10 protein-coding genes and 1 pseudogene are annotated in these 12,268 nt (G+C 72.3%); 4 read left to right on the forward strand and 7 right to left on the reverse strand.

The genetic code is table 11. The features are described from left to right. Positions 1–21 precede the first annotated feature (21 nt). On the forward strand, positions 22–1,578 hold the full coding sequence (locus tag ACFWIA_RS23485; protein ID WP_387008297.1) for an LCP family protein: 1,557 nt from the start codon (positions 22–24) through the stop codon (positions 1,576–1,578). 28 nt (positions 1,579–1,606) lie between these two features. On the opposite strand, the gene ACFWIA_RS23490 is transcribed toward ACFWIA_RS23485, so the two are convergent. The 3 genes and pseudogenes from ACFWIA_RS23490 to ACFWIA_RS23500 form a co-directional block, all read right to left on the reverse strand. Beyond that, positions 1,607–2,545 carry a 1-phosphofructokinase family hexose kinase gene (locus tag ACFWIA_RS23490; RefSeq protein WP_387008161.1) on the reverse strand — a complete coding sequence of 313 codons (939 nt, stop codon included), beginning with the start codon at positions 2,543–2,545 and terminating at the stop codon, positions 1,607–1,609. 159 nt (positions 2,546–2,704) lie between these two features. Beyond that, positions 2,705–3,850: an N-acetylglucosamine-6-phosphate deacetylase gene (nagA, locus tag ACFWIA_RS23495; protein WP_387008163.1), complete on the reverse strand. Its 1,146-nt coding sequence runs from the start codon at positions 3,848–3,850 to the stop codon at positions 2,705–2,707. Between the two features lie 194 nt (positions 3,851–4,044). Beyond that, positions 4,045–5,055, reverse strand: a pseudogene (locus ACFWIA_RS23500) (ROK family protein); the annotation flags it as partial. Between the two features lie 149 nt (positions 5,056–5,204). On the opposite strand from ACFWIA_RS23500, the gene ACFWIA_RS23505 reads away from it, so the two are divergent. Continuing rightward, on the forward strand, positions 5,205–6,461 hold the full coding sequence (locus ACFWIA_RS23505) for an ABC transporter substrate-binding protein (RefSeq protein ID WP_387008165.1): 1,257 nt from the start codon (positions 5,205–5,207) through the stop codon (positions 6,459–6,461). Positions 6,462–6,618: 157 nt separating this feature from the next. On the opposite strand, the gene ACFWIA_RS23510 is transcribed toward ACFWIA_RS23505, so the two are convergent. After that, entirely contained in the window at positions 6,619–6,852 is a 234-nt protein-coding gene (locus ACFWIA_RS23510; protein ID WP_385489663.1) for a DUF3263 domain-containing protein, read from the reverse strand. Between the two features lie 268 nt (positions 6,853–7,120). Between ACFWIA_RS23510 and ACFWIA_RS23515 the strand changes: the two genes are divergently transcribed. Continuing rightward, a complete protein-coding gene (locus ACFWIA_RS23515; protein ID WP_387008167.1) occupies positions 7,121–7,678 on the forward strand; it encodes a hypothetical protein in 558 nt (185 codons plus the stop codon). 135 nt (positions 7,679–7,813) lie between these two features. After that, on the forward strand, positions 7,814–8,737 hold the full coding sequence (gene otsB, locus ACFWIA_RS23520) for a trehalose-phosphatase (protein WP_387008169.1): 924 nt from the start codon (positions 7,814–7,816) through the stop codon (positions 8,735–8,737). A gap of 7 nt (positions 8,738–8,744) precedes the next feature. Here the strand turns inward: otsB and ACFWIA_RS23525 are convergent, their stop codons facing one another. The 3 genes from ACFWIA_RS23525 to ACFWIA_RS23535 all read right to left on the reverse strand — a co-directional run bounded on the left by ACFWIA_RS23525 (position 8,745) and on the right by ACFWIA_RS23535 (position 12,139). Beyond that, positions 8,745–10,241, reverse strand: a complete 1,497-nt coding sequence (locus ACFWIA_RS23525; protein WP_387008171.1) for a right-handed parallel beta-helix repeat-containing protein — start codon at positions 10,239–10,241, stop codon at positions 8,745–8,747. Positions 10,242–10,353: 112 nt separating this feature from the next. Then, complete coding sequence (locus tag ACFWIA_RS23530) at positions 10,354–11,814, reverse strand: trehalose-6-phosphate synthase (RefSeq protein WP_387008173.1); 1,461 nt, start codon at positions 11,812–11,814, stop codon at positions 10,354–10,356. A 103-nt stretch (positions 11,815–11,917) separates the two neighbouring features. Beyond that, the gene (locus ACFWIA_RS23535) at positions 11,918–12,139 is read right to left on the reverse strand and encodes a hypothetical protein (protein WP_387008175.1); all 222 of its coding nucleotides are present in this window, start codon (positions 12,137–12,139) and stop codon (positions 11,918–11,920) included. Positions 12,140–12,268: the final 129 nt, after the last annotated feature.

Here is a 12,268-nt window from a genome sequence, read left to right on the forward strand (position 1 = left end):
CAGGCCCGCCCCGGCCGTCAGGTGCCCGCCGCCCGCGACCGCCGCGCCCCGAACCCCCGCGGCGACCGCCCCGCCGGCCGGCCGCCGGCCCGCCGCAAGCCCCCCGGCAGAGCGTCCGGCGGTCGGTCCGTCCGGCGCCGGGTCATGCTGTGGACGGGCGGCGTCCTGGCCTGCGTGCTGCTCGCCGCCGGCGGCGGCGCCTACTACCTGTACGACCGACTGGGCGGCAACCTCCAGTCGATCGACGTCGGGGACGCCGCCAACGGGGGCTCGCTGAAGGACGGACCGATCAACGTCCTGCTGCTGGGCACCGACAAGCGCACCGGCAAGGGCAACGAGGGGTACGGCGACCGGCGCAACTCCACCGGCCACGCCGACACCACGCTGCTGCTGCACGTGTCCGAGGACCGCACCAACGCGACCGCCCTGAGCATCCCCCGGGACCTGAAGGTGGACCTCCCGGACTGCCCCACCAAGCAGTCGGACGGCTCCGTCAAGGTCGTTCCGGGCCAGCTGGACGTGCGGTTCAACGAGAGCCTGGGGGTCGCGGGCCGTGACCCCGGCTGCACCATGCGGACCGTCAAGGCGATGACCGGGGTGCCCGTCGACCACTTCATGATGGCCGACTTCAACGCCTTCAAGGAGCTGACCACGGCGATAGGCGGGGTCGACGTCTGCCTGGCGAAACCCATCAAGGACGACGCCTACTCGCAGCTCGACCTCGGCAAGGGGCCGCACACCGTCCAGGGCGAACAGGCGCTCGCCTTCGTCCGCAACCGGCACGGCCTCGGCAACGAGAGCGACCTCGACCGGATCAAGATGCAGCAGCAGTTCATCGCCTCGATGATCCGCAAGATGAAGGACGAGATCCTCGGCAGCCCCACGACGATGCTCGACGTCGCCGAGGCCGCCACCAAGGCCCTCACCGTCGACCGGGGCATCGGCACCATCCCCAAGCTGACGGGCTTCGCCAAGGAACTCGGGAAGATCGACGTCAAGAACGTCACCTTCACCACGCTCCCCGTGAAGGACAACCCCGCCGAACGGATCAAGGCGACCGTCGTCCTGGACGAGACGAAGGCCCCCCAGGTCTTCGGCATGCTCCGCGACGACGTGTCCTTCACCGAGGTGAAGAAGAAGCAGAAGCAGCGGGCCGCCGACGCCAAGAGCAAGCAGGCCGCACTGCTCAAGGGCGCGCGCGCCGCCGCCTCCGAGGTGCGCGTCGACGTCTACAACGGCAGCGACACCCCGGGCGCGGCGCAGAACACCCTCGGCTGGCTCCAGAACACCAAGGGCGTCCTCAAGTCCTCCAACCGCAGCAACGCACCGGAGAAGACCGCCCGGACGCACCTGGTCTACGGGCCGAACCAGGCCGACCAGGCGCGCACCCTCGCGGACTACCTGGGGCTGCCCGCCGCCGGGCTGAAGCCTAAGGCCGCGGACGCCGCGGCGATGGAGCCGATGGTGCTGACCCTCGGCGCCGACTTCAAGGGCCCCGGGGTGCCCATCAAGGCGGCCGACAAGGCGCCGGACGGGGTCCAGCGGGTCGAGGCGGACAAGAAGATCTGCGCCCAGTGACCCGCGACGGTGACCCGCGACCGCGTGGTCAGGACGGGAGCGGGTCGGCGGTGACCCGGACCCGTCCCAGGTACTCCTCGTAGGCGCGGGCGTCGAACTCGCCGGCGGCCGGGGCCCGTACCGTCGCCGCCGACAGGGCCACCGCGCGGGTCAGCCGGACCGGCCACGGCTCGTCCGCGACCAGGGCGTCCAGCAGTCCGGCGACCGCCGAGTCCCCGGCGCCCGTCGGGTTGCCCTTCACCAGGCCCGGCGGCACGGCCCGCCAACGGCCCTCGGGCGTCACCGCGAGCAGCCCCTCGGGGCCCAGCGACGCGATCACCGCACGGGCACCGCGGCGCCGGGTCTCCCGGGTGGCCTGCGCGGGGTCGTGGGAGCCGGTCAGCTCGGCGAGTTCCTCGGCGTTCGGCTTCACCAGGTCCGGCCGGGCGGCGACCCCGCGCCGCAGCGGCTCCCCGCCGGTGTCCAGCAGCACCGGTACGGAAGCGGCCTTGGCCGTCCGCACCAGCCTCGCGTACGCGCCCACCGGCACCCCGGGCGGCAGGCTGCCGCACAGGGCCACCGCGGAGGCGGTCGGCACCAGGGCGTCGTACCGGTCGAGGAGGGCGTTCCACTCGGCGGTCGAGACCAGCGGGCCCGGCTCGTTGAGCCGGGTGGTGCGCCCGGTGACCGCGTCCACCACGACGATCGTGCGGCGGGTGGCGCCGGCGACCGGCACCAGCGCATCGGTGACCAGACCGTCCGGGTCGTGTGCGGCGAGGCCCGCCCGCAGCGCCCGGCCCGTCTCGCCGCCGGCGAACCCGGTGACGGTGACGGGCCGGCCGAGGGCCGCCAGCACCCGGGCCACGTTCAGGCCCTTGCCGCCGGGCCGCTCGATGACCTCGGTCACCCGGTGCGAGGAGTGCGGACGCAAGTTTGGGACCCGGTACGTGAGGTCGAGCGCGGTGTTCAGCGTGACCGTCAGGATCACCGTGGGGCCTCCCCCGGAAGGATGGTGCCCGCCGGGTCCCTCGGGCCGGTCACCGGTCGGGCGGTCTGATCATCTTTCGGATCTGATCATGCCAAAGAGACGGCGGCCGGCACAGACCGCACTGCCGACCGCCGCCCTCGTGCACGCACCTTCCGGAGATCAGCCCAGGGCGGGTTCGACCACCCAGGCGCCCCGGCGCATGACGCCCTTGAGGGCGAACTCCTCGTCGAGGACGACCAGGTCGGCGTACTTGCCGGGCTCCAGCGAGCCCACCGTGTCGTCGATGCCGAGCAGTCGGGCCGGGTTGACGGAGATCGCCCGGACGACGTCCTCGACGGACAGCCCGTCGACGGTCACCGCGCGCTGGAAGGCCCGGTCCAGGGTGAGCGTGGACCCGGCGATCGAGCCCCCCTCCACCAGACGGGCGACCCCGTCCTTGACCTCGACCTCCAGCGGGCCGAGGCGGTAGCTGCCGTCCCCGAACCCGGCCGCGTCCATCGCGTCGGTGATGAACGCCACCCGTGCGGCGCCCGCGTGGCGGAAGGCCAGCTCCAGCGCCGCCGGGTGCAGATGGGTGCCGTCGTTGATCAGCTCGACGGTGACCCGGGGGTCCTCCAGGAGCGCGGCGATCGGTCCGGGCGCCCGGTGACCGAGCCCCGGCATCGCGTTGAACAGGTGCGTCGCGACGGTCGCCCCCGCGTCGATCGCCTCGACGGTCTGCTCGTAGGTGGCGTCGGTGTGCCCGATCGCGGCGAGCACCCCGTGCTCCACCAGCAGCCGCACGGAGTCGATCCCGCCGGGCAGCTCGGTGGCGAGGGTGACCATCCGGGCCTGGCCGCGGGCCGCGTCGAGCAGCTTGCGCACCTCGGCCGGGTCCGGGTGGCGCAGCAGGCCCTCGGCGTGGGCGCCCTTGCGGCAGGGCGAGATGAACGGGCCCTCGAAGTGGACGCCCGCGATCTCGCCCTGTTCGGCGAGTTCGGAGAGGAGCCCCGCGCGCTGGGCGAGGGTGTCCATCTCCCCGGTGACGGTGGAGGCGATCAGGGTGGTCGTGCCGTGCAGCCGGTGGGTGTGGACGCCGTGCAGGATCTCGTCCACGGTGCCGTTGGTGAAGGAGGCGCCGCCTCCGCCGTGGTTGTGCATGTCGACGAAGCCGGGGACCACCCAGTGGCCGGACAGGTCGAGCGCGGGTGCGGCGTCGGCGCGACCGGCGGCGATCCGCTCGCCGTCGACGGTCAGCTCACCGCCGTCCACGATCCCGGTGGGCAGCACCACCCGCGCTCCGGCGAGCACTTTGCTGGGGGCCATCAGGCGGGTACCTCCGGGGAATCAGGGTGTCCGGACCCACGTGGTCCGGAACGGGATGCCTTGCCTTTCTTCGTGACCGCCTTGCCGCCGCCGCTGCCGCTACTGCTGCCGCTCTTGCCGGTCTTGCCCTTGCCGGTCCTGCTCGCCTTCCCGGGCCGCGCGGGCCCGGGTCGTTCGCCGGTGCCACCGGTGCCGGAGAGGAGGTCCCACGCGAGCAGGCCCGCGCCCAGGCACCCGGCGCTGTCGCCGAGGGCCGCGGGAACGATCTCCGGCATGCGCTGGAAGGTCACCCGCCGGCCCACGGCCGCCCGCAGGGGTGTGAACAAGGTTTCCCCGGCTTCGGCGAGGCCGCCACCGATGATCAGCATCCGGGGGTCCAGCAGGGTGAGCGCGGTGACGAGCCCGTCGGCGAGCGCGTCCACCGCCTCCTGCCAGACCGCCACGGCCCGCGGGTCGCCGGACTCGACGGCCTTGGCGCAGTCCGCCGCGTCCGCCTGCGGGTCGCCCGCCGCCGCGGCCCACGCCCGGCTCACCGCGCCGGCCGAGGCCAGCCGCTCCAGGCAGCCGCGCTGTCCGCAGCCGCACTCGGGTCCGCCGGGGCGGACCACGATGTGGCCGATCTCGCCCGCGTAGCCGTGCGCGCCGGGTTCTATCCGGCCGTCTATGCCGATGGCGCCGGCGATGCCGGTGCCGAGCGGGATGAAGAGGAACCGGTCGGCGCCCTGGCCCGCGCCGATCCTTCCCTCCGCGAGCCCGCCGGCCCGCACGTCGTGGCCGAGGGCCACCGGTACGCCGTCGAGACGGTCGCTGAGCAGTTTCCTGAGGGGGACGTCACGCCAGCCGAGGTTGGAGGCGTAGACGGCGACGCCCTGTTCGGCGTCGATGATTCCGGGTACCACGACACCCACGGCGGACGCGGTCACGCCGAAGTGCTCGACGCCGTACGCGCGCAGGTCCGCGGCGAAGTCGAGGATGCCCTCGACGACGGCCGCGGCGCCGCGCTCACGGCCCGTAGCCCTGCGGCACGTGTACAGGAGCGTTCCATCCTTCGCCACGAGGGCGGCCTTCATCCCGGTCCCGCCCACATCGAGGGCGATGACGTGTTTCCCGGCCGGGGGTCCGGGGGGTGTCACCCGGGTCGTTGCAGTCACGCAGGACAGTGTCGCGTGTAGACCCGTAAGAGGTCTAGTCCAGTTGCGGTACATACCTATGGTTACGGCCCGTTGCCGAAGTGATACGTAGCCGATGTCGAACTTCTGCCGGGCCCCGGGAAGACTCGCCGCCAACTGATCACAGGGCCCGTCGCCGGGGGTGGCGGCGGAGCCACCGAGGGGGCTCAGGCGTGCAGCGTCGCATGACGAGACTGACCGCGGCGGTAGCCGCGCTGGCATGGACCACCGTACTTGCAGGGTGTGGGCTGGGCGGTGACGGGGAGGACACGTCGTTGACGCTGGTCGCCGCGGACTACGGCGACTCGGCGGAGAACAGCACCGCCAAGTACTGGGACGAGGTCGTCGACGCCTTCGAGAAGGACAACCCGGGGATCGAGGTCAAGGTGACCGTCCTCCCGTGGACGGAGGTCGACGCCCGGGTCAAGAAGATGGTCGACGAGGGCGAAGCGCCCGACATGGCCCAGATCGGTTCGTACTCCGACTACGCGGCCGACGACCGGCTCTACACCGCCAACGAACTGCTCTCCATCGCGGTCCAGGCGGACTTCCTGCCCACCCTCGTCAGCGCCGGACGGCTCTCCCGCGTCCACTACGGCCTGCCGTTCGCGTCCTCCACCCGGCTGCTCTTCTACAACAAGCGGCTCTTCGAGGAGGCGGGGATCACCGAGCCGCCCCGCACCTGGGAGGAGCTGAAGGACGCGGCCGTCCTCCTGAAGGAGCACGGCGTCGACTTCCCGTACGCGCTGCCCCTGGGACCCGAGGAGGCGCAGGGCGAGGCCCTGATGTGGATGCTCAGCGGCGGCCACCCGCGCGGCTACACCGACAACATCGGCAACTACGACTTCGACTCCGCCACCAACCTCCGGACCTTCACCTGGCTGAAGGACGAACTCGTCGGCGCCGGCCTCACCGGGCCCACCCCGCCGGCGGAACTCAACCGGGCCGACGCGTTCGCCGCGTTCACCGAGGGGGACGTCGGCATGCTGAACGGGCACCCCACGCTGATGCGGATGAGCGACAAGAAGGACGTCGACTACGGAATGGTGCCCATGCCCGGGCGCACCGGCCGCAGCGAGGCGGCACTCGGGGTCGCCGACTGGATGATGGCGTTCAAGGAGAACGGCCACCGCGAGCAGATCGGCACGTTCCTCGACTTCGTCTACGCGGAGAAGAACGTGCTCGACTTCTCCCGCCGGTACGACCTGCTGCCCGTGACCACCTCGGCGGCCGAGGCGATGGCCGGCAACAAGGCCGACGCGGACCTGCTGGAGTTCCTCGACGGGCTGCGCGGCGCCCAGCTGTACCCCGTGTCCAAGACCTCGTGGCCCCAGGTCAGCGCGGACGTCAAGAAGCGGATCGGCGGGGCCGTGGTGGGGGACGGCGATCCGGGCGCCGTCCTGAATCTGCTCCAGCGCAGCGCGGTGCGCGCGGACGAGTAGCCGTACGGCGCGCGGGGCGTACGGGGCGCAGTTCCCCGCGCCCCTGTCGGGGCCCGTGATGGGGGGCGGGCGACGATGGTGAGGAGTGCCCCTTCAGGGGCGCGGGGAACTGCGCGAGCAACCACAGCGCACCCGCACAGGACATCGCACCCGCAGGTCAGCGGTCCGTGCGCCGCGTCTCGCGGAGCCGGCGGAGCCGGTTCACGGTGACCGGGTCGTGCGCTAGCGCCCGCGCGTCGTCCAGCAGCGCGTTGAGCAACTGGTAGTAGCGGACGGGGGCCATCCCGAGGCGTTCCCGGATGGCCCGCTCCTTCGCACCCGGGCTGTCCCAGCTCATCCGCTCCAGGGCCAGCACGCCCAGCTCCCGCTCCCCGAGCCCACCGTCGTCCATCCCCTCAAACTACAACCCCGGCCGACGGGGGCCGCGCGGTCCCGTGCTGCCGTCGGCCTACGGAAATGCGGAGTTTCGTCAACCGGGCCACCTGGGGAGGCGGTCCGATCTAGGCTGACATACCCGTTTCGGCCTGGAGAATCGAGGTTCCCGCATGCCGGTAGGTCCCGAAGTAACGGCCCTGACGCGGGTGGTAGGAGGGGTGGTCCGAGGCGTTTCGGAGCACGCCACGCGCTCACCGGCGTGGCCGAACCTGCACGAGTCACTCATGGAACTTCACGAGATCACCCATGACTGGTGCGATGCCGCCATGCGAACGAACCGGGCCTTGCATCAGATCGGGACAGCCGCGGAGGGCCAGTGGGAGACCACGTATTCCGGTGGGGGAAACGGGGCGGGGCGCCCCTACACCTTCCTCTCCCTCAAGCTCGGGCGGAGTTACGTGGAGAGGGCACACCGAGAGATCAACTCGATCATGGAACCCGCAGCGCCCTTGACGCAGCGCTGGAGCCCCAACAAACGTCGACAAGCCGCCAGGCGTTCACTCCGCGGCCTGATGACCATCTACTGCGCCGAACTGCTGTTGAGTTTCGAACAGGCAGTCCAAGCACGGACTGATTGGGTGGGAAAGTACCGCGAGTTCATCGACGAATCCCTCAAGGAGGGGCATGTGAGCCGGAGTCGCCTCCGTTCCCTGAGCGCGGAGACCGAGGAAACCACAGTCGCACTGGTGGTCGCCAGAAACCAATTGAAAGCCTTCATCAAGGAGCGATACCCCATCGGTTACGAGGATCTGGCCCCAGCCAATGATCCTCGAAGAGGCTGACCGCACCCGCTCCGCACAGCGCACGCCGACCGGGGCGTACCCAGGGGCGCGGGGAACGGCGCGGGCACCCACGTCGCACCCGCGCCGGACCACGCACCGCACCCCGCCGCCCGCCAAGGGCTACGCTCAGGAGACATGGGCACCCCCAGCGAACGTGACAGCGAACGCACCAGGACCAGCGCCAGCGAAAAGGCCGGCGCACCCGTACCCGTACCGACCACCCCCGAGGGCCGCACCGCGCTGACCGCGCTCCTCGCCGACCCACGGCACACCGTGGTCGGCCTCGACTTCGACGGAACCCTCGCCCCGATCGTCGCCGACCCGGACCGCGCCCGGGCCCACGAGGGCGCCGTCCCCGCCCTGACGGCCCTCGCCCCCGAGGTCCGCTCGGTGGCGGTGATCACCGGCCGCCCCGCCCCCGTGGCCGTCCGCAACGGCGGCTTCGAGGGCGCCGAGGGCCTGGACCACCTGGTCGTCCTCGGCCACTACGGGGCCGAACGCTGGGACGCCGCCACCGGCACCCTCAGCGCACCGCCCCCGCACCCGGGCGTCGACGCGGTGCGCGCCGAACTCCCCGGCGTACTCGCGGCGGCGGGCGACTGGCCGGGCACCTGGACCGAGGACAAGGGCCGTGCCGTGGCGGTCCACACCCGTCGCGCCGACGACCCGCAGGGCGCGTTCGACGCACTGCGCGAACCGCTCGGCGCGCTGGCCGCCCGGCACGGACTGATCGTGGAACCCGGCCGGCTGGTCCTGGAGTTGCGCCCGCCGGGCGTGGACAAGGGCGTCGCGCTCACCGAGTACGTCCGGGAGACCGGCGCCCGCGCGGTCCTCTACGCGGGCGACGACCTGGGCGACCTGCCCGCGTTCGCCGCGGTGGCCGCCCTACGGGAAGGGGGCGTGCCCGGTCTGCTGGTGTGCAGCGGCAGCACGGAGGTCACCGAACTCGCCGAGCGCGCCGACCTGGTGGTCGACGGCCCGGCGGGTGTCGTCGCCCTGCTGGACGCCCTCGCGCGGGCGATCCGCACGAGCCGCACCGACCGCGAAGGCCGGGACTGACGCCGGATCAGCGCGGGGTGCGCGTCTGGTCGGCGCCGAGGTTGGGCGGGGTCGGGATGCGCGTGCCGAAGAAGTCGCGGCGGGTGCCGTCCCCGGTCACGCTGCCGGCGCCCAGCGCGGGGGAGCCGGGCCGCAGCCGTACGTCCCCGGGCCGGGCGGGGTCGGGGGCGCGCAGCAGCGGGTCGGCGTTGACGGCCGAGGCGTCGCGCGGTTGGGCGGTGCGCCAGTACAGGTTGTTGCGGTAGGTGCTGAGGGTGTCCCGGATCGGTGAGCCGCCGTTCGCCGCGCCGACGAAGACGTTGTCCTCGAAGGTGACGCCGGTCTGTCCGTTGTTGGAGATCAGCGCGGTGTCGGGGCGGTCGGTGACGACGGTGTTGCGGTAGACGCGGGTGTCGGTGGTGGAGCCGCAGACCACGGAGATCACCGCGTACGGGGAGGTGGTGTTGCGGTCGTTGATGCTGATGTTGTCGTGGACGCGGTTGCCGGAGCTGGTCTTGGTGCGGTCGTTGCAGACGAGGAGGAAGCCGCCCTCGTTGTCGTGGCTGTAGTTGTAGCGGTAGACGTTGCGGTTGTTGCCGCCGTCGATGTCGTAGGCCATGGAGTCCCGGGTGCCGTGCCCGCCGGTGACCTCGTTGTACTGGTAGAGCACGTCGTCGGAGTCCCAGGCCCAGATGCCCGCGTTGTAGCCGCCGGAACGTTCGTTGAAGCCGTTGACGTAGTTGTGCTCGACCAGTGCGCCGCGGGTCTTCTGCACGACGATCCCGTCACCGCCCACGTCGTACACCTGGTTGCGGACGAAGGTGACGTCAGTGGAGAGCCAGTCGGCGCCCTGGACGTCGCGGCCCCAGGTGGACGAGGTGCCGATGCCGGTGCGGTCCGCGGTGCGGACGGTGGAGTCCTCGACGCGGATGCCGTCGAAGCGGGTGGGCCGCTCGGTGCCCTGCACGGCGAAGAGGATGCCACCGGAGGGGTCGGGGTCCTTGTGGTCGGAGCCGTTGACGTCGCGCACGTCGACGCCGTCCACCACGAAGTGTTCGGCGACCCCGTAGTCGGTGAGTTGGACGTAGACGCCCGCCCGGCGCTCGGTGGTGGTGGGCGCCCCGGTGTTGGACACCTCCAGGTTCCGCAGCTCCCACTGTTCGGTGTTGACGAGCCAGACGGCGGCCCGGGCGCCGTTCGCCTCGATGCGGGGCTTCGTCCCGGTGCCGTACGCGTCGACGCGGACCGGTTTGCCGGGCGCGCCGGCGCCCTGCGGCTTGAGCACGCCGGTGCAGGAGGCGCCCCGCCGGAGCAGCAGCCGGTCGCCCGGCCGGTACACGTGCGCGCTGGCGCGTTCCAGGGAGCCCCAGGCCCGGGCGGCCCGGGTCCCGGAGTGCGCGTCGTCGCCGCGTGCGCAGTCCAGGTAGTAGGTGGTGCCTCGTCCGGGGGCCGCCGAAGCGGTCCCGGGCAGGCCGGCGAGGACGACTCCCGCCACGGTCAGGAGGGTGATGCGCCGAAGTGACATGGCGGTGACGTTAGGTGCGCGGACGGTTGCGCTCCCATGGACAAACACGGCCGGTCCTTGGACAAACCGGGTCGGTCGACCTCTCCGCCCCCGGGGTTCCGGGCGCCTCCGCTCAGACGTCGGGGGCGTCGAGTGCGCGGAGTTGGTCGAGGAACCAGCGGGCCGGCGGGAGCGCGGTGGCCGCCGCGGCGAGGTGCTTGGTGCGTTCGGCGCGTTCGCCGTCGGGCGTGACGAGGGCGGTGTGCAGGGCGTCGGCGGTGGCGGTGACGTCGTACGGGTTGACGGTGAGGGCGTGGGCGCCGAGTTCCTCGAAGGCGCCGGCCTCCCGGGACAGCACCAGGACGCACCCCCGGTCGGACACCACGGGCACCTCCTTCGCGACCAGGTTCATCCCGTCCCGCACCGGGTTGACGAGCGCCACGTCGGCGAGCCGGTAGGCCGCGAGGGAGCGGGCGAAGTCGTCCTCCACGTGCAGCAGCACCGGAGTCCAACTCTCCGTACCGTAGGTGGAGTTGATTTCTGCGGCGACGCGGGCCACCTCGGCGGTGTAGTCCCGGTAGACGGCGAGGTCCTGCCGCGACGGGTAGGCGAAGGCGAGGTGCACGACCCGGCCGCGCCAGTCGGGGTGGCGCTCCAGGAGGTCGCGGTAGGCGAGCAGCCCGCGCACGATGTTCTTGGACAGTTCGGTGCGGTCGACCCGGACGATCGTGCGCCGCGGGGAGCCGTCCGGCCCGGTGCCGATCTGCTCGCGCAGGGCCCGCAGTCGGTCGTCCACGTCCGCCCGGTGGGAGCGTTCGCGCAGGAAGTCGGCGTCCGCGCCGAGGCCGTGCACCCCGGTCCTGGTGCTGCCGGTGCCGCCCAGGACCTCCCGGCAGCAGGCGGTGAACGCGTCCGCCCAGCGGTGGGTGAGGAACGCGGCCCGGTCGGCGCCCAGGATGCCCCGGAGCAGTTGTTCCGCCACGTCGTCGGGGAGCAGCCGGAAGTAGTCGACGGGCGCCCAGGGGGTGTGCGAGAAGTGGCCGATCCGCAGGTCCGGCCGGAGCGCCCGGAGCAGCCCGGGCACCAGCGCGAGGTGGTAGTCCTGGACGAGGACCGCGGCGCCCTCGGCGGCCTCGTCGGCGAGGGCCCGGGCGAAGGCGGCGTTGTACGCCTCGTAGGACGCCCAACGGGACCGGAACTCCGCGTCGAAGACGGGCTCCAACGGGGTCTGGTACAGCATGTGGTGGACGAACCACAGCACGGAGTTGGCGATGCCGTTGTAGGCGTCGGCGTACACGTCCGCCGGGACGTCCAGCATGCGTACGCGCTGCCCGCCGGTGTCCGCGGGGTCGAGGGCGCCGCCGGTGCGGCGGACCGCCTCGCGGTCGCCGTCGCCGAGGGCGGCGCACACCCAGACCGCGTCCGTGTCGGGGCCGATCGCGGAGAGTCCGGACACCAGTCCGCCCCCGCCGCGGCGGGCGTTCAGCGTGCCGTCGTCCGCCACCGCGTACGAGACGGGACCGCGGTTCGACGCCACGAGAACCGTGGCACCCGTGGTGCTCGTGGTGCGCTGCCCACCCTGAGAGAAACCCATACGGCGATACCTCGCCCACCCGGTGAACCCTCAAACGTGGCCCGGGCGCGCCCTGCGCGGCCCCTGGCCCGTTGTCGCCGGTCGTATACGACGGCCTCTGCGTTCACGCTCCGGTCACGTGCAGTCGCCGTCCGGAAGCGGACTTGCTGCGCACCGTCGCGACCAGCAGTCCGCCGACCGCGCCCAGTGACACCACCAGCCCGCCGTACAGGTACGGCGAGGACCCGTCCCGCACGGGGCGGGCCGTCCCGCGTTCCCGCGCGGGCGTAGGGGTGGCGTCCGCGCGGGGCGGTCCCACCGGATACGCGACCGGAGCCGACGTCACGGTGAGCGCCGATGCCGCGAGAACCCCTGCCGTCCACACAGCCAACCGCCGGACGCCACCACCCCGCCCTTTACCCACCCCGTGTGAGGAAAACATAAAAATACGGAGGAATGTGCGCATGAGCTGACA

The sequence above is a fragment of the Streptomyces sp. NPDC127068 genome, from assembly GCF_042724695.1.
GTDB lineage: Bacteria > Actinomycetota > Actinomycetes > Streptomycetales > Streptomycetaceae > Streptomyces.